This is a genomic window from Leptolyngbya sp. NIES-2104, assembly GCF_001485215.1.
In the GTDB taxonomy this organism is placed as follows: domain Bacteria; phylum Cyanobacteriota; class Cyanobacteriia; order Leptolyngbyales; family Leptolyngbyaceae; genus Leptolyngbya.
Map to the genome: position 1 here is coordinate 390757 of NZ_BBWW01000001.1, position 23891 is coordinate 414647.

Sequence of the window (23891 nt, forward strand, 5' to 3'; positions counted from 1 at the left end):
TGATTAAAATTGCACTGACACAGACCCAACCACCGTGAGCGGTTCGCCAAATTCGATTCCACCTTCGTTGCCCGTTGCGGCTCGAACATATTTTGCGTTACCAATGTTTCGCACATTAATCGCAAACCGATAGCGATCGCGGCGGTAAAAGATGCCTAAATTACCAATCAGATAGTCACCGACTTGATAGCTATTTGCTAAATCTCCAAAGCGATCGCTGACATAGTTAATGCCTGCCCCAAATCCAAATCCTCTCAAAGCACCGGAGCGAATTTCATAGGTTGTCCACAAACTTGCACTATGTTTTGGAACGCCGAATAACCGATTGCCAATGATATCAGGATCGGTATCGTCACTGACTTTAGCATCGGTATAAGCATAAGAACCGATGATTTTCCAACCCGGTAAAATTTCGCCAGCGACATCGAATTCGATTCCTTGGCTCTTTTGTTCACCCACTGCGATCGAGAATAAAGGAAAGTTCGGATCAGTCACTGCAACATTTTGCTTCGTGATGTTGAAATAAGTTAGGGTTGCTAAAACTCTTTGATTGAATAGCTCAGTTTTCAAGCCAACTTCAAACCCGCTTCCCCGCTCTGGCTCTAGGATTGCATCACTTGCTGAGCTTGCTGTATTCGGATTGAACGATTGAGAATAATTTGCAAACAAAGAGAGCGCTGGAATCGGTCGATAAAGCAACCCAACTCGCGGAGTGACAGCACGATCGCTTTGCTCTGAATCAGCACCTTCAAGCTCTAAGCCTAAATCCGTGGCGATGTTGGTTGTCTTTCGAGTCACCGAGTCATAGCGGAGTCCAGCAACTAAAATCAAGTTATCTAGCAAATAAACTTGGTCTTGCAGATAAATGCCTAGTCGATTTCCGGTAACGGTTTCATCACTAAAAAGCGGAATCACAGACCGATTTGGTTTTGGAACGAAATCGTAGTCTGGATTGAAAATATCGATCGTTGAAGGATTCTCAGCATCAAATAGCGTGTAAATTCTAGACTCACTGCGATTGAGATCAATTCCTGCTGTGAGCGTGTGTCTGACAGACCCCGTTCTAAAATTGCCGACAACGCTGGTGTACAAAGAATACGATCGATCTTGTCCATCTTGATCCGCATAGAACCGAGTTACGAGCGCATCTTCAACAATGAACGGTAAAGCAACAACACTATAGTTGTAGTCATAGGAAATGTATCGGAAACCATTTCGCAGTCTCCAATCATTGTTGAATCGATGTTCAAGGTCATAACCAAGACTGAGATAATCAGTCTTAATCGAGTCGTCTGGATTGTTAATCACTCGACCTCTGGGGATTGGAGCCACACCCTCTCCAAACTGAGTGACACCAAAATCAGCAGGCTCATCTCTGCGAATGTACTCCAACGAAAGATTGAGATCAGTCCGATCGCTCAATTTCCAACTTAAGGAAGGCGCGATCGCAAATCGATTGATGTCCGTGTCAAAATCTCGAAAACTCTCTTCGCGCAGATAGACTGCATTCAAGCGATAAAGCACTTTTCCGTCATCGCTCAACGGACCCGAAATATCCAGCCGAGGACGCACCAACCCACGACTTCCAAGCTGAAGTTCCGCTTCATAAAATGGAGTTGCTAACGGTTTCTTGGACACTAAGTTAATGATTCCACCTGGATCAATCTGTCCATACAAAATTGAAGCAGGACCTTTCAACACTTCAATCCGCTCTAGATTGGAAACTTCTGGAATCGCCTGAAAGCTACCATAGATCCGATATCCATCTCTCAAAGTTGGAACAGAGCCACCTAATTGATTCCCAAAGCCACGAATATTAAAACTTGCTTCCCGTCCTCCATTTGTGCCAGCAAAGTTCACGCTACTAATGTTGCTCAGTGCATCTTCGATTCGAGTCACCTGCTGATCCCGAAGCACTTCTTGGGGAATCGCTTGAACCGAAAAAGGCGTTTCTAAGATTGGTGTGTCTGTTCCGGTTGCTGTAGAAGCGTTCGGGACACGGTAGCTCGGAGCTTGATTTCCCGTTACTGTAATTTCTTCTTCGTTCTCGTCAGGAGGCTGTGAGATTGGATCGGGCTGAGCAATGACTGTGGCAGTTGGAACAGCCGTTTTACCGATAACCTGTACCTGAACGCGATTAGCTTCTAGCTGTGTCACTATCACCGTTTCGGTTGAAGTATCTGCTTGAAAGGGGCGCTGAAGTGTGACATTCGCGACTTCGATCGTTAACGTTTTACCTTCGACACTCTGAATCGCTTGCAGTGCTGTTGGGGTTGTAGTTTGAAGAACAATTTGCAGCCCTGTATCAGTTCGATCGAGCCGGACATTGGTGACTTGGATCGGCGCTTGGGACAAAGGAGGGGATTGCGATAACCAGTCTTGAACCGTCGTGGCAGGACGATCGACTTCACTGAGTCGAGGTATTGCATCGCGGCTCGGCGTTGAAGAGTTTGTCAGATCTTCGGCTCGCAGCGATGGAGCAATCAGCAGAAAAATACTTCCTGATAGCGATCGTAATAAATGAGAATTCTTCACAATTGTACCTCACACCAAAACTGAAGAGCAGAAAAAAGGCATTGCAAAATTAGCCTTTAAGCAAGAGCTTAAGGGACTTTCAGCCACAAGAGCCTCTCCACGAACACTTTACGATCGCGGAGTATTGAAAATAAGCATAGGGCTTATATTATGATCAAATGAGATTTATTTGCAATAGCTGAGCAAGCAGAATGCTGATCCGAAAAAACAACTCACGATCGCCACACTTTGCCAACAGAGCGATCCAAAGCAAATTCAAGTTCGCGAATTTCTAAACGTAAGTTGCCATGAGCCAACCAAGTCCCAGACCCAACCAAGCCACTACAACGAGAATTCCTAACGCTTGGTGCTGAGTGTATTCTGCGGTTTGCAAATCCAATCGCACCAAAGCTTCTGCGGTCAATACCATGATGATCGGCAAAAAGATCTTGAACCAGTTGAGCAGAATCGATGCAAAACCAGCAAACATAAGCAGGCTGAGAAAAGCAACCGTATCGGAGCGAAACCATCTCGCCAACATCTTTTCAGAACTGGTAAGCGGGTGCATCAAAATAATCGCCAGTACAAGACCCAGCCCAGCCGCAGAAGCCACAGATGTCCACAAATGAGCCGTTGAGATCACAATCTTGCCGAATACCGCATAAGCGATAAACAGCAGTGTTGCCGTCATCCAGGGAAATCTTTTCATACGACGCGATTTTGGCGAATACACTCAGCGTACCAGTGATAACTCGATTTCGGGATGCGCTTCTGATTTTTGTAATCGACATACGTGATGCCAAATCGTCGATCGTATCCCCAAGCCCATTCAAAGTTATCCAGAAAACTCCATACAAAGTAACCTTTGATCGGATAACCCTCTGATACTGCTCGATGAACGCCTTGAAGGTGCTGACGTAAGTAAAGAATGCGATCGAGATCCAACACTTCCCCAGACGATTTCAATTGATCCTGAGCAGCACACCCATTTTCAGTAATGTAAATCTTCAAATCCGGACGGTTCAACGTTTCGCTAACGTGCCGAATTCCCCAGTACAACGACTCTGGAACCAGTTGCAACCACGGCATATTTAAACCTGGATAACGGGATGGAAAATCAATCCATTCACAGCCCTGCCAATTGTCCGCTGCTCTGATGTAAGTTCCGGTGTAAATGTTTAACCCCACAAAATCTAAAGGTTGATGAATGGTTTCGAGATCGCCTTGTTGAATCTCCGGAATATCATTTTTCAACTGTTCTAGAAATGCTGGATTATATGAACCTGTCAACGCTGGATAGATAATTCCGCCATTCTGACAGTGATATTGGAACGCTTTCTTTGCTGCTTCGATATTCTCAGGAGATTCATTAATCGGAACAGTGACACCAAAGTTATCGACTAAGCCGATCGAGGATTTTACCGAGTTCGATCGAATTGCCTGACACGCTAACCCATGAGCTAGTAACGCATGATGTGAAGTCTGCCAAACTTCTTTTCGAGAGCCAACCCGCTTTCCTGGAGCGTGTTTCGGCTTTTCTAACACGTCGTAGCCCATGTGCGTAAAGCAGGTGATTTCGTTGAGCGTCATCCAGTTCGTAACGCGATCGCCCAATCGAGACACAACGACACTCACATAGTCCGCAAAATCCTTTGCCATTTCCCGACTGCGCCAAGACCCATATCGATCTTCCAACGCCTGCGGACTATCCCAATGAAACAACGTCGCCCAAGGTGTAATTCCGTGATCAAGCAAGCAATCGACTAATCGACAGTAGAAATCGATTCCTGCTTCATTCACGGCTCCCCGTCCGTCTGGAACAATTCGACACCAGGAAATGCTGAAACGGTAGTGTTTCACGCCCAATTCCGCCATCAATTTGATGTCATCTTTGTAGCGATCGTAATGTTCGCAAGCGATCGCGCCAGTGTCTCCCCCAAGCGTACTTCCTCTCTTTGCGCTGAATGTATCCCAAACGCTCGGTTTGCGCCCGTCTCGATTCACGGCTCCTTCGATCTGATACGCAGAAGTTGCAGTTCCCCATTCAAAGTCATCTGGAAATTGATAGCTAACCATTTTTTAGAGAAGCTAAAAGTACAGTTGCCAGAATGGTTGTAGGCGATAGTACCGCTAACAGTACGTTAAAGGTCGTAGGTTCAATCTCTACAAAAGGAGCGAGATATTTAATCGCGATCGCAATTAATAACGACGCTCCCATCACTTTGAAAATAACCGAGAGCGTATCAGCGTTCATACTGTTCATAAGCTTCTACAATTTTCTGCACGAGTGGATGACGCACCACATCAGCTTTGTTCAAGGTGCAAAATGCGATCGTATCGATCGATTTCAAAATCTTCTGCGCCATTGCTAATCCTGATTCCTGGTGCATCGGTAAATCTGTCTGCGTCAAATCTCCCGTTACGACCATTTTGGATTTAAACCCAATCCGAGTCAGTAACATTTTCATTTGTGCAGGCGTTGTATTTTGCGCTTCATCGATAATCACAAACGCATTGTTTAAAGTTCGTCCTCGCATATAAGCGATCGGGGCTACTTCAATGATTCCACGTTCCATCAATCCGCTAATTTTCTCAGGCTCGACAAATTCGTAAAGCGCATCATAAAGCGGACGCAGATAAGGATCAATCTTCTGCTGCAAATCTCCCGGTAAGAATCCGAGTCTTTCCCCTGCTTCCACAGCCGGACGAGTCAAAATTAAGCGCTCATACTGATTCGATAACAGTGCTTGAATCGCTAAAACTGCCGCTAAATAAGTCTTACCCGTTCCCGCCGGACCAATACAGAACGTTAAATCGTGCGTTCTCACTGCTTGAATATATTGCCGCTGTCGAAACGTTTTCGCCCGAACCGCTTCCCCACGCCGCGTCCGTCCCAACACATCCTGCTGAATCGTCTCTAATTCACCTTCTTGCTGCGTATCGAGTGCATGACGCGCTGTGAGAATATCCACGCTCGAAATCGCCTGCCCTTTACTCCAGGAAGATTCCAGCGCACCGATCAACCGCTTAATTAGCTCAATTTGATTCGGCGTTCCAGTAATCACCAAGTCTTGCCCGCGTAACACGAGTGTCGCTCCGGTCTGGCGGGCGATCGTTTTGAGATTATCTTCCTGAACGCCAGAGAGAGCAATCGCGCTTTCAGGACTCGGCAAAGGCAGCGTAAATGTTTCGACCATGCAATACCCAAAGAAGGATTCTATATTTAGTCTAGGGGTTTCATCTGCGATTGAGTCGAGAAAATTTACAATCAAGATAGTTTCACGATTAGAAATCCATGAGCCAAACGAAAAGCGGCGTTCGTTGGACGATTCAAGACATCGAAGCCATGCCCGATAACGAATGGATTCGATACGAAATCATCGACGGAGAACTGTTCGTGACGCGATCGCCCCACTGCCAACACCAAAAAGTCACAGGAAGAATCTTCGCAGTGCTCGATCGCTGGTCTACCGAACACGATCGAGGTGAGGCGTTCATTATGCCAGGTCTAATCTTCTCGGATGCCGACAATGTTTCTCCGGATGTTGTCTGGATAAGCCGCGATCGCTATGCTCAAATCGTGGACGAAGCCGGACATTTCCAAGGTGCACCAGAATTAGTCGCCGAAGTCCTTTCACCGGGAAAAGCCAACGAAGATCGCGATCGTTCTGCCAAACTCAAACTTTATTCCACTCAGGGCGTACAAGAATATTGGATTGTCGATCGCATCACTCAACGCCTCGAAGTCTATCGCCGCGAAAACGCCCAACTCGTTTTAGTTGCAACCTTATTACCCGGAGACACTCTTACTTCGCCACTCCTACCCGAATTCGCTTGTGAAGTGGCTCAATTGTTCCGTTAAAAAAAGCACCTCACAAAGAGATGCCTTCAGAATACTAATTTTTCGTCGGTCGCTTCGGAGCATCTGGGCGAGGTGAAGAGCGAGTAGTACGAGGCGGACGATCCTCGTCGTTATCCCGATTCTGTCCACTGCCGTAAATATCCAAACTTACGGTTTGTCCGACTGATGCCGCGACTCCCTCGATCGCGCTCCGAATCGCCTGAACATTCCGACCACCGCGCCCAAACACGCGCCCTTTATCCGTCCCTTCAAACGCCATCCGTATCCAAATGCGCGATCCATTGGCTAACACTTCACAATCGACCCGCAGCGCATCAGGCGTTTCTAAAAAGGGTTGAACGAGAAACCGGATCAGTCCGGCATAATCAGGAGTTGCAGATTTCACAAGCTTTAGACAGATTCAGATTTCAATTGCTCAAGCACGTTGTTCTTGAAGAGAATATCACGAACGGTCTCGGTCGGCTGTGCGCCTTTCTTTAACCAATCGAGAATCACAGGCACATCGAGCCTGACTTCATCCGATCGCGGATTATAAAATCCGACTTCTGCCAACGGACGACCATCGCGACGAGACGTGCTTTGAGCGACCACAATCCGATAACTAGCTTCGCGTTTTTTACCGAAGCGCTTTAATCTCAATTTGAGCATAACTAAAACCGAGGACTCCTTATTAGAATTACAAAGTGATATGGCACAATTTGCCATACTTCCCGGAATAGTTATCCTAGCATGAGTCCGACACTCTGAGAAAACCCTTTTAATGACCGCTCTGCAACCCGGCACACGTGACATTTGGATGCAATACACGGCTGGAATGATTTGCAGTTAAAATCACCTTGCCTTCACGATCGCGTTTCCATCCGGTCGCTTCGATCAGAGAAGGCTCTTGTACAGGTGCGATCGCAGAAGTCGAGGATGGCACCGATCGCAAATCCACCCAAACGCGACTCCACATCAGTTGATCAGTCGGATTCTCAGGAATGCCCCCGCGACCTGTCACAATAAACTGACTATTCGATGCGGAGCTACAGCCCTGAGCCATCTGCTGATTAGAATCAATCAGATTGCTGGGTAACTCAATCAAGTCTGCATTCGGATTGACATTCGGCGAAGAGATAGTAACATTCCCATTCAATCCAACGATATCTGAACTCGCAGTAATGTCATTGTCTGAAGTTTGACGAGTGCGAAAGGCTCCACCCAGCAATCCTTGCGTTGAAATCTCGATCATTCCACCCCGTCCACGACTCGCATTCGCAGTAATGTCACTATTTCCCCGCTGAATCACAAAAGTAGAATCAATCTCAATGTTGCCACCTTTGCTAGTTCCGCCTGCGGTGGTTGTGATAGCGCTATTGTTTTGCAGTGAAAGAACCGTCGATCGCAGCAAAATTTCACCCCCTTCACCCGAAGCCGTATCCGCTAAAATCTTGCCTTGATTCTCCAGTCGAATCCGGTCTGCGTTAATCTCGATCATCCCCCCGTTGCCGCTGCCCTGATTGCGAACTTGAACTGATGCACCGTCGGTCACTCGAAGCAATGGCGTATTGATGACGACTCTTCCGGCATCTCCGCTCGGAATTGAAGGCAAGCCTAAGAACCGCCGGAGTGAAGTTGGCACTAGGTTGCCAGATGATCCAATATTGCTGGGAATGAGAAATTCTCGTCCTACCACGGCACCGCTGACTAAAACCGATTCGGTGGCATTCACCGTGACGCTTCCGGCTCGTCCTGCTGCCAAGGTTGAACCGAGGATCGAGGCTCCATCGAACACCGAAACGCGATCGGCATTGATCACAAGCTTGCCTGAATTTCCAGCATTCAGCGCAGAAATGCCAATATTACTATTTTCATCCGTGTCAAAGTTGAACCCTTGCAATCGAACATCAGCAGCATTGATCAAGACATTGCCAGTATTGCCAGTGCCGAAAGTGCTGCTAAAAAGTTGTCCGCCATTGAGCAGCGTGAAGGTTGGAGTCGTGACTTCGAGTGAACCTGCTTGTCCGGAGCGAAACGAAGAGATATAAACGCCACCCCGCACCAGCGACACCTCTGAGCTACTTCCATCGACGAGGATGGATTCAGGTGCAGTCAGTCGCACCGCGCCAGTCGTTGCAGGACTAAAGGTGGTGCTGACAATTCTCGATCGTTCTACCATTGTGAGCCGAGGCGCGAACACGACAATTTCAGACCCTGCTCCCTGTCCGATCGTCTGGCTCCAAAGTCCACTCGTCACCGTTCGATCACTCGGATCTGCACCTTCGAAAACGATCGATTCGCTCGCCGTGACTTGAATCGGTGATGCGGCTTGCAGTCCCGTGTTTCCGATAAAAGCAAAAGAGCCATCTTGAAACGAAAGTTGTCGCCCTTGAATCTGAATGCCATCACTGCCAAATCCGCTTGCATCCAAAAGCGATCGACGAGAAAGCCGAATGTCTCGAAACACGGTATCGGGCGTGTAATTGAATCGCCAACCGCTGGAAGTTTGAGCAAGCCCGACTGTGGTGAATCGATCAACCGCGCCGATTTCAATGCGTCCTTGAGGAGCCGTCAGCACTCCACCTTCTAACGCTACTTCTCCACCGATTAACGCTAGGGTTTGTTGAGACGGCAGCGTTAAACCTGCTGGAGTGCTTGGAAAAACTGGCGCAAGAATGGAATTGATTTGAATCGTGTGTCCGCTCCCTTGCACCCGAATCGCTCCGGGGTTCTGCCCGAACTGCAATCCAATCGGAGCACTGATGGTTAACAATGGAGACTGATCAGGATTGACCGCACTAAAGGTTGAGCCATCTGCAAAAAGAATGCGATCGCTACTGGTTGCAATGAATGATCCGCTAACTTCTAATCGAGCGTTTGCGCCAAAAAGAATGCCATTAGGATTGAGTAAAAAGAGGCTAACTGGGTTGGCTGAATTGATGGTGCGAAGGGTTCCATCAAGGTTTGAGAGCGTTCCGCCTGTGACTCGACTGAAGATTCTCGAAACAGTGGAAGTATTGATCAAATCGAAGGTTGCTGAACCACCTGTAGGAATCGAGAATTCGCGGAAACTGTGGAACAAGTTCTGTCCGGTTGCGGTTCCATTGGTGATTGTAAAATTTCGACCATCAGAACTCATCTGAACTTGAGTATTGAGCGATTGATCAGGTACGACAGATTGAGCCTGCACGATCGAGGTCAACATCAGTGACTGACTCATCCAACCCATTAACCAGAATGCGGCACGAGACATGAGCTTAGTTTTCTGTAAGAGCATCAAGCTTCAGTGTGCCCCGCGTGAATCAGAACACGTTGCGATCGCTCCAGCTTGTGGCGCAAGAAGTACAATTTTACCGTTTGTCGTCCGAGACCAACTCGTCGCTTCTACTAGAGGCGGGGCGGGGACGGGCGTTGATCGATTGAGCGATCGTAAGTCGTTCCAGGTGCGATCGCGATTTGTTCGTGCGGTTGGATCTTCAGGCAATCCTCCTTTTCCGGTGATCACAAATCGGCTGTTATTTGGTGTGCATCCTTTAGCGATTTGCTGGCTTGGGTCAATGACTTCAGTCGGAAGATTGCTCACGCCTGAATTTGGATCAACCGCTGGACTGGTTACTTCAATGTTTCCATCAATGCCAAATTCTGAACTAGCAGAAATATCACTATTTGAAGTGAGTCGATCGCTCCGTTGTAAACCGAGAATGCTTTGAGTTGTGATTTGAATGTTACCGCCGTTTCCATTAATTGCATTCGCAACAATGTCACTATTTTCCAATCCAATCAAGTTCGCAGTGTTGATTCTGATGTTTCCACCGGATGCAGCCCCTGAAGCATTCGTTGTGATTTCACTGCCGCGTCTGAGGAGAATTGCATCTGCGATCGTTAAATTGATATCGCCTTGAGTTCCGCCTCTAGCTTCAGACTGTAAGCTGGCTCGATCGTGTAATCTCAAATACCGTGCATTGATATTCAAGTTTCCGGCATCGCCCGCCCCCAAACTACTCACCGAAATCGTACCCTGATTGTTCAAGTTCACCGTGTCTGCATTGATCCGAATTGAACCTGCGGGAAGATCACTGACAGAGATTGCAGAGATGCGGCTAGGAAGGTTCAGATCTGGAGAAAATCCGGAGATGTCTATCGATCGAGCATTGATCACCACATCACCTGCTTGACCCGTTCCCAAGTTGGAAGCAGAGATCTGACCGCCATTAAGAATCCTCAAGCTGTCCGTATCGATTCGCAGTGTTCCAGAATTGCCATTGCCATTTTGAACATCTGCCAATAACCCGCTGAACTTTCCGGGTTCATTAAAAATGACTCCATCTACCGTCACTTCATTCGCTCGAATTGAAACATTTCCTGCATTTCCAGAGAGGGCATTTGGATCGACCGAGGCAGCCAGTCTTGCCCCCCCAGATAGCGTTAATCGTCCAGTATCGATCGCAATATTTCCACCATTCCCAGTCGCGTCTCGTTCTACAGTGGCAATGATTGCAGTCGAAAAGATAAAGAATCCGCCCCCTGCTTCAGATTCAAACGTGGGGAAAAAGCCATCGAGCTTAATTGTATTCGTAGCCTGAATCTGAATATCACCTGCTGAGCCTGCACCGAAAGTCGAGGTTGAAATTTGGGAGCCTTGAGAAAGGTCTAATTCTCGTGCTCTGACCGAGAGATTGCCCGCTTGCCCTGCATCAAAGGTCTGAACTGCAATTAACGCTCCCTCTACTACAATCTTAGGTGCGACAATCTCTAAATCTCCCCCTCTTCCCGTTGCACCCATATCTGCCACAATGCCGATCGTACTGTAGTAATCCCCTTCGGGCGTGTAGCCTGAGGCGGTCAACGAGTCTGTTGCATTGATTGTGACATTTCCGGCGTTGCCCGCACCTTGATTGTAAGAATAAATGAACGAAATACCAGACAGAGCAATTTTGCGTCCTTGAAACTGCATTCCTGCAACCGTGTCATTTTGCGATCGTACGGTCGAAAGGTTGGTAATGGTGATATCACCGAAGTTCTGAATTTCATCAAATCCCAGTGTCCAGTCTGGGTTCAGCGTCACGGTTCCCGCTTGTTGAATGCTGCCGTAAGCAATCGAGCCACCGCGAGAAGACACGATCGCGCCATCTTGAACAATGTTGCCACCTGCCAAAATTAATGGTTGATTGGGCTGTAGCTCTAATGTCGTTCCTCCCAGAATCGCATCTCCGATAACAGACGGATTTGCAATCGTTGTCTTGCCCCGGATCGCAATGTCACCCGGAGCATTGAGAAAGCCTAAGCCGATTGGGACACTCACTGTGAGGAGCGGAATTTGAGGCTGAGTAGTGCCAAACTCTGTCCCGTCAGCAAATTTGAAATTGCTGGCTGTGGTGACGAGCAATCCTGCTTTTAGATCCAAGCTGGCATTTGCACCAAAGAGAAAGCCGTTTGGATTGAGCAAAAATAGATTTGCAGTTCCCGCCACACCGAGAACACCACCAATGCTAGAAACATTGCTACCCGTTACGCGAGTAAAAATATTGTTAATTCCCGCAGGATTGCTAAAATAGAGTTCTCTTCCGGTCTGAATATTCAACTCTTGAAAGCTATGGAAAAGATTCGCGCCTCGGATTGCGCCGCCATCAATGCGATCGCGAATCGAAGTTTCAGGTGTCACGATCGACGATTCTGCACCCAGTGTGTTGTCCGGCGCGAGTTGTGCGATCGCTGAAGGGGCGCAAACCGAGATCAAAACGCTGCAAAGCAAAAAACGAAAAAGGGTCATCGTTGTGCAGGGCTATAGTACGCGCTCAGTATTCCCTAGATTGCGCATAATCATTTCTTAACTTGAAACTGCGATCGATTTCGCTTGAATAGAAGTACTAGGTGTCACAAGGATTAACATGACGCAGTATCAGAAAGTTCTTAGAATTGCCACACAGGGGAAATCGCTGCACAAAATTACCTCACAGGTAAATGCGATCGTGGCTGAGTCGGGGATACAAACAGGATTGTGTAATCTCTTCTTGCGGCATACTTCAGCGAGTTTAATTATTCAGGAAAATGCTGATCCAGACGTGTTGCAAGATCTGGAGAATTTCTTTGCCAAGCTAGTTCCTGAGTGGGAAAACTACATTCACAATGCCGAAGGAGCAGACGATATGCCTGCTCATATTCGGACAGTGTTAACGCATTCTTCTGAGCAAATTCCAGTATCCCACGGGCGATTAGTGTTAGGAACTTGGCAAGGAATTTATGTGTGGGAACATCGCCAACATCGCCATACACGGGAATTGGTTGTGCATTTGATGGGTGAATAGCAATTCTAGGGGGCGCTTTAAAACCTTTTCACTCCGTTGCTCACCCGCCCCGGAATGGAATTCGGGGCTAATCAAACGAAGTCCACTAAAGGGGACTAACAGCCAATTTGAGTCTCTTTAGTCCTTTTCAAAGGACTTCGCACCGATAGCCCCGAATTCCATTCCGGGGCGGAAGCGAACGAAGCGAGAGGTCTTTAAAACATGCCTTAACCCTGTATTTCAGCCATCGCTTTCGGACAGCGCTTCTCGATCGTGCTCAAAATTTCCATTTCTTGCGGCGAAACACCATTGGTGCTTTCAGCGATTCCCCGACACTGAACTAATAAAGGAACTGCAAAATCACAGTTCAACTGATCAAGCAGGGCATTGAGCGGCTGGGGCGATCGTAGATTTGCTTCGATCGTTTTAAGTGAAGAAGGTTCCAGATTCAACGATTTGAGTTCCGGAGCGATCGAGTTCCAAGTCTTTTCAGGATAGCTTGCTAACAACATGTGAGCGAGAATCTGATCCATCACTGTTTGCTGTGCGATCGCAACATTCAGATATTTCTCACTGTCTTGGTGAATCTGTTCTAAGGTTGCTGACTCTGGGACATCTGCTTCGAGTTTTGCTTCATAAAATCGGCTGGCAGCGTACCCTAATGAGTAGAGAATCGTTGCATTTGTGCTGGCACCGATCGCGGCTCCGGCAAACGGAATGTTCCGCAAAAATTTCAAACCCGCTCTTAGCGCATTACTTCCACCCAGCGCCAAGCCAAAAATTGCAAGGACTTCTCCTTTGCGTTCTGGGTCGCGGAGATTTAACCCGTAAACGGCAGCAATTTCGTAGACTAGCGCAGTTTGAAGGGCAGTGACCGCAGCGAGATCAAGTGCGAGAAACGCGATCGCAAATCCTGGAATAATGCTACTAATAAACCCAGTTCCACCCGCTTGAGCAGCTTTACGAACAATCAATCGATGAGCAATCTGTTGATGCGTTTCGTTCGGGAATTGGCTCCGGAGTTTTCTCACCGCTTCTTCTGCTTTGCCAACATCCACTTGATCGCTCACACCCAGCAACCAACCAAACTTGAGAACACCTGCGAACCGTCTGATGATCGGGTTTTTCAAGAGCGGAAGACTGCCTACAAAATTCAGAAGATGTCCTGCACGTTTGCTTAATTGCCCAGCTAACCCAATCGATCTTCGAGCGATCGACTTTCCGAAGTTAGAAGAAGGAGTGAGTTTATTAGATTGCGCCATCGGTTTCATACTGAGGGTTTAATAATTACGGTACTTTGATTAAAATATTTCTCATCGTTCTGAGTGCATAGTTCAAAAGCAGCCCAGCAATCAACTGGGCTGCTAGAACCATTAGCGATGACCGAACCACTTCGACGCAATCGCGCCAAGTGCAGCGCCAACCACTGGATTACTCAAGAACTTCACCAGTGCAGGTTGATCTGCCAACACTTCTTGAAAGACATCCGGGTGATTGTGATACGCGAAGCCTGCCAGCTTACTCACATCGTCTGCGCTCATGCGACTCGGATGGTGAGTCGAAAGTCCAAGCTGCTGTTCTAAATCACGATCGCTCAGTCCACGCTTTTTCAGATGGTTGAAAAACTCACGCGCTACATCATCGCGTTCATTGGGCTGGATTTGTGCGATCGCGTGCTGTAATTCCGGTTCCATCTGACTGGTCGGAACCTGATTCGGATGAAATGACTGTTTGAACAATTGATGCCGCTCATCTCTGCTGGTTCGCTGAGCAAAATCATCAAAGCTCTGATAGTTCTGCGTTGAATCGACATCATTCAACTGCTCTTTATTTCCGGCTGCCAAATCTTGCATTACTTGGCGCTTATAAGCATCACTGCTCGACATAATTTATCTCCTAAAATCAAATCACAATCAATGTTTAACCCGCTTGATACTGAATCTGTTTGGACTGTTGATCATACTGAGCCGTAAGAATCAACTGTTTGTCAGGCGCATACACCAACACAGTTAAATCTTGGCTAGGAAAGTTTTTGTGAAATCCTTGAGCCAGCGATCGCGCTAACTCTCTGACTTCAGTCGGGCGAACCTGCGATGAAATCACAACACCAAGCTTATTGTTATCACGCACGTACGCATCTTTGATCAATCCTTTGCTGGCACTCACAACCCAGTTGCCAAAATCTTGTCCAGCAGTGGAATTTCCACGTGCTAACTGTCCATAGCTACTCGTGCTTTGAGTGGGGGCAATCGGTTCTCGTGCCGTTGCCGGACCGCCACAAGCAGTTGTAATCGTCAGCAGAAGAATGAGCGCGATCGTAGCGAAAATCCTACGCCCTTGTTGAAAAAAGCTCACATTATCCTCCTTTACTTCTAAAGTATTTGAAGTAGCTTTACTTTAGATTAGAGCGCTTGATCCCCAGCATTCACCCTACTTTAGAGTGAACAATTGCAGCACTTGAGGAGCCATAAGATAGACACTAGACAGATGATCATTCGATGACTGATTCTTACGCTATAGATTAATACAATTGTTTCGATTATTCATTAGATAAAAAAGCCTGGAATGAATTATGAATGCGCTCAAGTTAAACGCTGAAGAATGTTCGTCGTTCGGACAATTAGTTTTGCAGTATCTAGAAAAAAATTCAGAAACGAATATGAGTCAATTAGCTCGCGAAGTTGGGATCTCACGAGCGGGCTTGGGCTGGATTTGTCGTAAAGAAAGTAACCCGGATGAAGAAACGGCGCTAAAGGTCGCTCGATCGATTGGAGCAAACGCGACCGATGTAGCGCGACTCGTCCACGAGAACAAGCTAGAAAAATTGGCACAGCGTCATCGATTGATTTACGCCACGAAATTTAGCAAGGAGTCCTATCAAACTACGATTCCCCTCGAAGATGCGATCGCGGGTTTAGATGCGCTTTTCCAAGCCTTTCATACGGTAACGCAGAGCATTCCAACCCTTGAGAAACCGACTGATTTTCAAATTTACAAACAATCTTATGAAATCATCAAGCGAGAGTTTTTAAGCCGAAAAATTCCCCGAAAACTGCAAGACTTCCAAAAAGAACCCAGCCCATCTTAACTGCCCGGTCTTAGGCAAGTTTGGAACCTGTCACATCTGGAATTTTCTTTGCTCTCTGTGTGTCCCTAAAGTAAGAGAGCACAGCGGGGATGTGTTCCACTCACTTCACCTGAATAATCCCCGATTCAGGCAATCAGAAACCATGTTGAGAAGACTTCGGCGATGGGTTAGACAGTTCTTCACTCGGACTCGATCGATTAACAAGCAGCCGCTGAATCCTGTGAGCTTGATTGTGATTATTCTGATCGATATTTTTATCTTAGTAAATGTCTTCAATGGGTTAAACGATATTAGCAATTGGGTATTGAGTCCGAATGAAGCTTATCCTTGCTATGAGCAATGGCGCACATATCGAGAAAACACTTCTCCAGACAAAAACATCCAGCAGCTTGAAACCATTTTAAGCGAGGATTATACACTCCCGACCTATTCCCCGAATTCACCGCCACCGCCTCGCGCCCAAGACCAATTTCAACAAACAAGTCGAGGACGACTCGGAACGGTTTCATCGACCTGTTTAGCGTTTGGAACGGCGAAAGATAAAGTTGATACGCCTGCAAATCAGACCATTAAGAAAGCGATCGACCAAAAGCAAACTGCGATCGGCAATCTAGAAAATTCCAATCGCAATATTCGCGCTCAGTACGATTCAACTTTGCTCGAAAAGATTGCAGGACAGAATCGCGACCAATCAATCAACGCAGTCGGAGCAGAGAAAGCAAAAGCACAACTCGATAGCAATAATGAGAAGATCGCTCAGCTTAGATCAGAGATCAAAAAGCTCGAATCGGATCTACTCGCAAAACCTGAAAGTGCTGAGTTGTTCAAGGTTTTAGCAAATAATGATGCTTTCACTGAAGTTGAACGAGGCTATAAACAAGCTTCATTTTGGTATCCGACAATCCAACTCTCTTTACAAGCCTTGTTCTTGGTTCCTCTGTTAATTGGAGCAGGCTTAGTCTACCGATTTGCAGAACGGAAACGCTACGGATTGATTGCGCTGATTAGCTGGCATTTGTTGATCATCTTCTTCATTCCGTTGATTCTGAAGATCTTTGAATTTCTACAAGTTGGGGCACTGTTCCAATTCTTGTTTAGCATTATTAGCAGGCTTTTCGGTGGATTAGTCTTTTTAGTCAGCTATACTTACATTCTGCTGATTCCGATCGCGGGTTTCATCCTGATCAAAGTCTTCCAAAAAATCAACGTTCGCAGCAAGGCTTCACCTTCGAGCTTAGTCCAACAATCGCGCTGTCTGAATTGTACTCGCACTTTGAAGCACAATGAGAGCTACTGTCCACACTGCGGACATCATCAACATCAAGAGTGCCACAACTGTCATCAGCCCACATACAAACAACTGCCCTACTGCCGAAACTGTGGAGCAGATCAAGAATCGGTGTCGTGAGACTGATCAAAAAATTGTTCGATCGTCTTTCTGCCCAGTATGATGTTGTACTACCCAAATTTTGTGTTGAAAAGAAATGTTCAAAAAGGCGATTCTTCCTACGCTTGTTTTAGCTGGAATTTGTGCATTCCCAGCGCTGACAGAAGCGCGTCGTCCGATTTCCCGTCCCAAACCCGCCCCACAAACCCGCAATGTTCCCGGACAATTTGACTACTATGTCTTATCGCTGTCTTGGTCGCCGGACTACTGCGCGACAAAAGGTGGAAACGACTCACAGCAGTGTGGAAACGGGCGGCGGTTGGGCTTTGTTCTTCATGGCTTGTGGCCCCAATACGATCGAGGATACCCTCAAGATTGCACGACCGAAGCCTTTAATCCCAAGATGGAGCAGCAGTTTCCGGGTCTTTATCCGAGTTCTAAGCTATTTCGCCACGAATGGGAGAAGCATGGAACTTGTACCGGATTAAGCCAAGTTCAGTATCATCAGTTGTCGAAAACCTTGAAAGAGAGCGTGAACATTCCCGATCGCTATGTGCGCCCGGATCAACCGTTCCGCGTGACGCTGACTCAGTTTAAGCAGGATTTTGTCAAAGCAAATCCAGGATTTACAGCGAGTAGTGTTGCGCCGAGTTGTTCCGGATCGGGACGGTTTTTACAAGAAACTTTGGTGTGCTACTCGAAGGATGGTAAGCCGGGGACTTGTAGCGAAGAGGTGTTACGTCGATCTCAAAAAAGTTGTGGTCAGGCGAATTTCTTGGTGCGGAGTGTGCGGTAAGAAGCAGAGTTTGTCGTGCCCTCACCCCCAGCCCCTCTCCCAAGTTTGGGAGAGGGGAGCAAGAATTCCGGTTCCCCTTCTCCCAGCTTGGGAGAAGGGGTTAGGGGATGAGGGCAGAAGGGCTGGAAACGAAGCTAGCTCTCCAACATTTGTAAGTGATACAAGCTGGCATACAATCCACCCACGTTCAAAAGCTCTTCATGCGTTCCAGATTCCACAAGCTGTCCACGCTTGAGCACCAAAATACGATCGACATTCCGAATCGTCGAAAGTCGGTGAGCAATAATAATCGCGGTTCGATCTTCTAACAATCGCTCTAACGCATCTTGGATCAAAGCTTCCGTTCCGACATCTAAGCTAGCGGTCGCTTCGTCGAGTACAAGAATTTTTGGATCACGAATGGCTGCACGCGCAAATGCAAGCAGTTGTTTTTGTCCACCAGAAAGGTTGGTTCCTCGTTCTCGTAGCATGGTGTCGTAGCCTTGGGGCAACTGTTCGATCAAGCGATCGACATTTGTTTGCTCGGCAGCCGATCGCACTTGTTCAAAGCTATACGATTCACCCAAGGTAATGTTGCTTTTCACATCGCCTGCAAAGAGAAAGCCATCTTGCAAAATGATCGCCATCCGTCGCCGTAATTCTGCTTGAGGTAAATCCCGGATATCAACCCCATCGAGCAAAATTCTGCCTCTGGTAGGCTCGTACAATCGACTGAGCAAGCGAATAATCGAGCTTTTTCCTGCTCCGGTGGGTCCAACTAATGCGACTTGCTCGCCTGGACGAATCGTAAAATCGAGGTCTTGCAAGACGTATTCATCAGACTTGTACGCGAACCAGACCTTTTCAAAGCGAATTTCGCCTGCATTGGAAGAAGGTGGAGTGTGTCCGTCTGCTCGATCGCGAATCTCGATCGGTTCATTCAAAATTTCGCTCACCCGTTCCACTGCGGTAAATCCAGCCTGAATTGCTGTGAATTTTTCCGCAAACTGTCGCAGCGGATCGAACAATCGTTGAGCATACAAAATAAACGTTGAAAGCACCCCGAAGCTAAGATTTCCGCCTGTTATGAGCCAACCGCCGATCGCGAGAACTCCAGAGATCGCAATCAATGAAACCCACTCCAATGTGGCAGACACAGCGGAATCATGGAAAATTGTACGATCGACTTCTTTGATATAGCGCTCATTCACCTGACGATAGAGGTCGCTGTTAAACTTCTCACGTCGAAACAGTTGCACTACTCCGATGCCCGTAATATTTTCTTGCAGCATCGAGTTCAGTTCTGAGAGTTCTTCACGCGCTCGATAGTTCGCTTTGCGATATTGCTGCTGAAAATAAACAATCAATGCAGTGACCGGAACAAGCATCAGAATTAGAAACAATGCAAGCTGCCACTGAGTCAAGAACATCGCCCCAGCGATGACAAGCATTGTGAACAGATCGCCAATTACACCGATCGCTCCAGTTGAAAAGACCTCTCCCAGCGCTTCGACATCACTGGTTAAGCGCGTGATCAACTTACCGACGGGAGTTCGATCGAAGAATCGCACCGCTAATGAAGTCACATGATCAAACAAATCATTCCGAATGTTCGCTGTGATTCGCTGACCGACATTCTGAACCAGAAAGCCTTGAGACGCATCAAAGAACAACCGTAAAACAACCGTCGTCAGTAACACTAAAGTTAGAGCATTCAAGCCTTGCGCGATCGTTAAACCCCGCAGAAAACCAAACGGAAAATCGTAAGCAGACGGTTCTTGCTTGAGAAGAGAAACCGCTCTTCCGATCAAAATCGGCTGTAGTGTACTCGCGATCGCAGATGGCACGAGAAACACCATCGACAACAGCAACAATCGGGCATTTCGACGGGCATAAGGGGCGAGACGAAGAAACAAACGCCAGTCAGTTTCTTTAGGGCGGCGAGAAGAAATCATACGATCGAAGCAGTAAGTTGGTTGCGAATTTGTTCAATGTGCTGGCTGATGTTGTCTGTATCCAGTCGATAACTCAGTGGGTGAGCAATCAATCGAGCGGTACTGTGAAACAGCACATCAATTTCAATCAAGCCGTTTTCTCTCAAGGTGTTCCCGGTTGCGACCAAATCCACGATCGCTTCTGACATTCCCGTAATCGGACCGAGTTCAACCGATCCAGACAGCGGCACAATTTCCACAGGTAGATCTAAATTCTCAAAATACTCTCGCGCACAGTGGACGAATTTAGAAGCGACTCGACCGTGCAGCGGTAATTCTAACGACGATCGATAAGGACTCGATGCTTTCACTGCCACTGACATCCGGCATTGTCCAAACCCCAAATCGATCAGATGTGCCACATTTGGAGCCTTTTCTTTCAGCACGTCATAGCCAACAATTCCAAGCTGTGCTTGACCGTACTCGACATACACAGAGACATCCGAATTTCGCACCAAGAGCGCTTTGGCGGTATTCGTTGGATCGGTAATCTGAAGTTGTCGGTTGCCGGATTCGAGAAACGCGCTAAAATCTAGCCCGATCGCTTTGAATAACCGAATACTGTCTTTTAATAATGCGCCTTTGGGCAATGCAACCGTCAACATATCAATCAAAATGATTAGGGGAATCTCTATATTAGATCTTGGTTGATCAATTTTTTCTCGATCGAATGGCATGAAAATTCTGTTGGTGGACGATGAAATCGAAATGGCGGAACCTTTAAGCCGTTTGCTGACGCGGGAAGGGTATGAAGTCGATGTCGCATCTGAAGGCGATCGCGGTTTACAACTCGCATCAGGAAGCCAGTACGATCTCTTAATTCTCGATTGGATGCTACCGGGAAAATCAGGCTTAGAAATCTGCCAAAGTTTACGATCGCGGGGAGATGCCACCCCCGTTTTATTTCTCACTGCCAAAGATACGATCGACGATCGCGTTCAGGGACTCGATGCAGGCGCAGATGATTACATTGTCAAACCGTTTGAACTGCGAGAATTATTGGCGCGAGTGAGAGCCTTATTAAGACGACCAACCACGATCGAGCCTGTTGCGATCGCTCGATTAAAAGTCGAAGATTTAGAATTAGATTTACAAAATCAAGTCGCCTATCGCAATGGAAGAGCGATCGAGCTTTCAGAAAAAGAAAGTCAACTCTTAGCGTATTTAATGCGGCAACCGAATCAACTCCTCACGCACGAACAGATTTCGCAATACCTTTGGAGCGACAGCGAGAAACCAACGAGCAATGCTTTAGTAGCACAAATTCGATTATTGAGACGAAAAGTTGAAGCCAAAGGAGAAACGCCATTAATCACAACGGTCTATGGAAAAGGGTATCGATTTGGCAGTCCTTGAGATCTTTTATTGCCCATCTATTAGAATTTGTATACCTCCTAACTTTCTTTTGTTCGATGAGTTGTGACACACAGCAATCTGAGAAATTGACAGATTGTATCAATCAAGTCAAAGCCTTTTCGCTGCAAGAGTTCGATCGACAAATCCAATCGCATCAGTTGTACTATCACACCCGCGATCATATTGCTCAGGTACAACGTCGATCGCAGTTCATTTTTGAAGTCATTCGCTCAGATTTAACCCGCGACGAAGTGAATCAAATCGATCGATTGCTCGATCTGTGTGTGGTTGCTCACGACATGGTTCAGATTTTTCAGGCACAGTCCCAACCCCACGCAACAAGAACGCGATCGAGCGGAGTCAGCGAGACTGCCACGATCAATCACTTACTCGATTACATCGATTCAGTTTGTTCAGGAACATTCACGGATGTCGATCGAGAGATTGTCCGCGCTGCGATCACTGCCACGATCTGCGCCTATGACCCAGAACAGCAAGCTATCTATCAGCCTTCACTCGATCAGCCGAATTTACCGATCGTCGCTCGAATTTTAGCTTTAGCGGATCTTGGCGCATTAGGAATCGATGGCATCGAAATGTACAACCGAGAAGGAAGCTTACTATTCTTAGAAGAAAACTTAGATGTAGTTCCATTGCTGACCACAGGCAAGATCGAACAATTAGAAACCACAGATCCAAGTCTTGCTGAGAACATTCGACAAAGATTGCTCAAGCGATCGCGATTTCAGGTGAACCTTGCGAAAAGTCGATTAGCTAGGTTCGATCATGAGATTTCTGGCTTTCCGGGAAATGCGATCGAGAAGCTCTGTCGAGAAGTATTTCAGTATTTGAATATTGAGACTGTTCAAGAGATTGAGAAGATTACGCCGATTAGCGATCGGGCTTCGTTGAAAGAATTGCTGAAGTTCTTTAACTTCGAGCAGTATTTAGAAAGTTAAGCGCCTTCCTCTAAACAGCTTTTTAGTAGACGAGGCGTAAGATTATTCTCTAAATCTAGAAGATTGTATAGCTCGACTGTAGGAAATAGGCATCAAAAATTCGTGTAATCTTTGATATCAGTGTTATAAGGGACAGACAAGGAAGCCCTGATCGAAATCCTATGGTTCAGCAAGTTCTCTCTCTTTCCGAGCGCTACTACCAATATCTAGAGCACTGTGAGATTGGTTTGCAGCGAGCGATCAATCAGAAGATTCAGCAAAGCTTAGAAAATACAAACTGGGATGAGCCACAATCAGCGCTAGAGCGAAACAATATCGCGGTAGCGATTTTAATTGAAGCCGAACAATGTGAACCCTCATTTCGAGGAGTCCTGCTAGAAAGCGCGATAGAACTTCTAAATCCTGTTGTTCATGAACATCCGCTGTGCGTCGCCCACTTTGCACTGATTCAAAGCTTAGTAGGCAACACTTCTGAAGCGATTAATCTCGCCTTTTCAGCATTCATTCAGACGCTTGGAACGGTAGATACAGTGCAAATAGGAGCAGTTTATTTACCAGAGAGAGCGCTGTTAAAAACCGTTTTGCAAGCCGAAACTGGATCAATGCAAGCCTTGTACTTGCTAACTACAATTCTGCAACAGGCTCAACTCGTTTTTTACAACAATTCTGGGCTTCGATTTCTCAATCTATCAACTCAAATCTTACCTCCAAATCGCTTCACCGCTCTAAAGTTTGGAATTGCCTCGCTGGTAAACTCCCAGTGGGAAGGCTTAGCGGTTCTCCATCACGCACAACAGCTTGAGCCAGATCATCCTCAAGTGTTACAAGCACTCTTCTTGGCATATCGAGGTCTGAGACAGATTGAGACTGCAACACATTGGTTAAAAGTAGCTCAAGATTTGCGATCGCATTACAGCACGTGGAACTGGACTGAAGCTGCGATCGACAGCGACATCACCTATCTACCATTCGAGAACTGTACGCTTGCAGTTGAAGCTAGCTTTCGGAGCATTGTCACCAGCGTACTATTGGCTGAAGGAGACTGGTTTGAGCGAGAGATGGAGTTTTGGCGATCGCAAATTCAGCCAGGAATGACAGTTATTGATGTGGGTGCAAATGTCGGCGTTTATACGTTTAGTGCAGCTTCACGAGTTGGAAAAGAGGGGTGTGTGATTGCAGTTGAGCCATTCTCTGGGTGTGTTCATTGCTTGGAAGAAACCCGTCAGATCAATGATTTCTCTCAGGTGCGAATCTGTGCTGGAGCCGCAAGCGATCGAGTTGGAACAGTAAAGCTTTCTCTACAAAGTGCAAGTGAGTTAAACGAAGTCGTTGATGCAGACAGCAACATTGAAAATGCTGAAGTTGTGAAGTGTTTTACTTTAGACAGTCTGATTGAAGCAGAACAAATCGATCGCATCAATCTACTAAAGCTCGATGCTGAAGGTCATGAAATGCAAGTGTTACAAGGCAGCGATCGTATTCTGACTGAATTTCGACCTGTACTTCTTTATGAAAACATTGCAGGAAGTAAAGGGAGTAACTTACCTGTTGCGGAATACTTGATAGCAAAGAACTATCGATTATTCCGCTATCAGCCATTCGTCCAGGAGTTGATTGAAATCCGATCGCTCGAAGATCTGCAAGGCAACCTCAATGTGATTGCTTTACCTCATTCTATTTAAGGAATTTTTAC

The 23891-nt window shown here is 46.8% G+C and carries 22 protein-coding genes; 8 read left to right on the forward strand and 14 right to left on the reverse strand.

Annotated features, from left to right (window positions below):
• Positions 1-3: 3 nt before the first annotated feature.
• The 5 genes from NIES2104_RS01910 to NIES2104_RS01930 form a co-directional block, all read right to left on the reverse strand.
• Positions 4-2535 (reverse strand): TonB-dependent siderophore receptor, encoded by a 2532-nt coding sequence (locus NIES2104_RS01910; protein ID WP_058995231.1) that lies wholly within the window; start codon positions 2533-2535, stop codon positions 4-6.
• 271 nt (positions 2536-2806) lie between these two features.
• Positions 2807-3223: a hypothetical protein gene (locus NIES2104_RS01915; RefSeq protein ID WP_058995233.1), complete on the reverse strand. Its 417-nt coding sequence runs from the start codon at positions 3221-3223 to the stop codon at positions 2807-2809.
• Positions 3220-4590, reverse strand: coding sequence for a GH1 family beta-glucosidase (locus tag NIES2104_RS01920; protein ID WP_058995235.1), 1371 nt, complete (start codon positions 4588-4590; stop codon positions 3220-3222). Before NIES2104_RS01920 ends, NIES2104_RS01915 begins: the two co-directional genes overlap by 4 nt.
• Positions 4583-4777, reverse strand: coding sequence for a hypothetical protein (locus tag NIES2104_RS01925; protein ID WP_058995237.1), 195 nt, complete (start codon positions 4775-4777; stop codon positions 4583-4585). The genes NIES2104_RS01920 and NIES2104_RS01925 overlap by 8 nt, the downstream gene beginning before the upstream one ends.
• A complete protein-coding gene (locus NIES2104_RS01930) occupies positions 4758-5711 on the reverse strand; it encodes a PhoH family protein (protein ID WP_058995240.1) in 954 nt (317 codons plus the stop codon). The genes NIES2104_RS01925 and NIES2104_RS01930 overlap by 20 nt, the downstream gene beginning before the upstream one ends.
• 98 nt (positions 5712-5809) lie before the next feature.
• Here NIES2104_RS01930 and NIES2104_RS01935 point away from each other — a divergent pair, with 98 nt between their 5' ends.
• Positions 5810-6376, forward strand: coding sequence for a Uma2 family endonuclease (locus NIES2104_RS01935; protein WP_058995242.1), 567 nt, complete (start codon positions 5810-5812; stop codon positions 6374-6376).
• Positions 6377-6410: 34 nt separating this feature from the next.
• On the opposite strand, the gene NIES2104_RS01940 is transcribed toward NIES2104_RS01935, so the two are convergent.
• From NIES2104_RS01940 to NIES2104_RS01955, 4 genes are all read right to left on the reverse strand, one after another.
• On the reverse strand, positions 6411-6761 hold the full coding sequence (locus tag NIES2104_RS01940; protein WP_058995244.1) for a KH domain-containing protein: 351 nt from the start codon (positions 6759-6761) through the stop codon (positions 6411-6413).
• Between the two features lie 5 nt (positions 6762-6766).
• A complete protein-coding gene (gene rpsP / locus NIES2104_RS01945; protein ID WP_058995246.1) occupies positions 6767-7024 on the reverse strand; it encodes a 30S ribosomal protein S16 in 258 nt (85 codons plus the stop codon).
• 109 nt (positions 7025-7133) lie between these two features.
• Positions 7134-9608, reverse strand: coding sequence for an S-layer family protein (locus NIES2104_RS01950; RefSeq protein ID WP_058995248.1), 2475 nt, complete (start codon positions 9606-9608; stop codon positions 7134-7136).
• 30 nt (positions 9609-9638) lie between these two features.
• Positions 9639-12125, reverse strand: coding sequence for an S-layer family protein (locus NIES2104_RS01955; RefSeq protein WP_058995251.1), 2487 nt, complete (start codon positions 12123-12125; stop codon positions 9639-9641).
• A gap of 118 nt (positions 12126-12243) precedes the next feature.
• Here NIES2104_RS01955 and NIES2104_RS01960 point away from each other — a divergent pair, with 118 nt between their 5' ends.
• Positions 12244-12660 (forward strand): secondary thiamine-phosphate synthase enzyme YjbQ, encoded by a 417-nt coding sequence (locus NIES2104_RS01960; protein ID WP_058995252.1) that lies wholly within the window; start codon positions 12244-12246, stop codon positions 12658-12660.
• A gap of 206 nt (positions 12661-12866) precedes the next feature.
• On the opposite strand, the gene NIES2104_RS01965 is transcribed toward NIES2104_RS01960, so the two are convergent.
• The 3 genes from NIES2104_RS01965 to NIES2104_RS01975 form a co-directional block, all read right to left on the reverse strand.
• A complete protein-coding gene (locus tag NIES2104_RS01965) occupies positions 12867-13910 on the reverse strand; it encodes an EcsC family protein (RefSeq protein WP_058995254.1) in 1044 nt (347 codons plus the stop codon).
• A gap of 102 nt (positions 13911-14012) precedes the next feature.
• Positions 14013-14525 carry a hypothetical protein gene (locus NIES2104_RS01970; protein ID WP_058995256.1) on the reverse strand — a complete coding sequence of 171 codons (513 nt, stop codon included), beginning with the start codon at positions 14523-14525 and terminating at the stop codon, positions 14013-14015.
• A 34-nt stretch (positions 14526-14559) separates the two neighbouring features.
• A complete protein-coding gene (locus tag NIES2104_RS01975) occupies positions 14560-14994 on the reverse strand; it encodes a hypothetical protein (RefSeq protein ID WP_058995257.1) in 435 nt (144 codons plus the stop codon).
• A 217-nt stretch (positions 14995-15211) separates the two neighbouring features.
• Between NIES2104_RS01975 and NIES2104_RS01980 the strand changes: the two genes are divergently transcribed.
• The 3 genes from NIES2104_RS01980 to NIES2104_RS01990 all read left to right on the forward strand — a co-directional run bounded on the left by NIES2104_RS01980 (position 15212) and on the right by NIES2104_RS01990 (position 17910).
• Positions 15212-15727 (forward strand): transcriptional regulator, encoded by a 516-nt coding sequence (locus NIES2104_RS01980; RefSeq protein WP_058995259.1) that lies wholly within the window; start codon positions 15212-15214, stop codon positions 15725-15727.
• Positions 15728-15869: 142 nt separating this feature from the next.
• Positions 15870-17135, forward strand: a complete 1266-nt coding sequence (locus NIES2104_RS01985; protein ID WP_058995261.1) for a hypothetical protein — start codon at positions 15870-15872, stop codon at positions 17133-17135.
• Between the two features lie 76 nt (positions 17136-17211).
• Positions 17212-17910, forward strand: coding sequence for a ribonuclease (locus tag NIES2104_RS01990; protein WP_058995263.1), 699 nt, complete (start codon positions 17212-17214; stop codon positions 17908-17910).
• Positions 17911-18044: 134 nt separating this feature from the next.
• Here NIES2104_RS01990 and NIES2104_RS01995 read toward each other — a convergent pair whose 3' ends face one another.
• The gene (locus NIES2104_RS01995) at positions 18045-19844 is read right to left on the reverse strand and encodes an ABC transporter ATP-binding protein (RefSeq protein WP_058995265.1); all 1800 of its coding nucleotides are present in this window, start codon (positions 19842-19844) and stop codon (positions 18045-18047) included.
• Positions 19841-20488, reverse strand: coding sequence for an ATP phosphoribosyltransferase (gene hisG / locus NIES2104_RS02000; protein WP_059001514.1), 648 nt, complete (start codon positions 20486-20488; stop codon positions 19841-19843). Before hisG ends, NIES2104_RS01995 begins: the two co-directional genes overlap by 4 nt.
• A gap of 70 nt (positions 20489-20558) precedes the next feature.
• Between hisG and rppA the strand changes: the two genes are divergently transcribed.
• The 3 genes from rppA to NIES2104_RS02015 all read left to right on the forward strand — a co-directional run bounded on the left by rppA (position 20559) and on the right by NIES2104_RS02015 (position 23880).
• On the forward strand, positions 20559-21239 hold the full coding sequence (gene rppA, locus NIES2104_RS02005; RefSeq protein ID WP_058995267.1) for a two-component system response regulator RppA: 681 nt from the start codon (positions 20559-20561) through the stop codon (positions 21237-21239).
• 56 nt (positions 21240-21295) lie between these two features.
• A complete protein-coding gene (locus tag NIES2104_RS02010; RefSeq protein WP_058995270.1) occupies positions 21296-22198 on the forward strand; it encodes a hypothetical protein in 903 nt (300 codons plus the stop codon).
• A gap of 161 nt (positions 22199-22359) precedes the next feature.
• Positions 22360-23880: an FkbM family methyltransferase gene (locus NIES2104_RS02015; RefSeq protein WP_058995271.1), complete on the forward strand. Its 1521-nt coding sequence runs from the start codon at positions 22360-22362 to the stop codon at positions 23878-23880.
• The last annotated feature ends 11 nt before the right edge of the window (positions 23881-23891 follow it).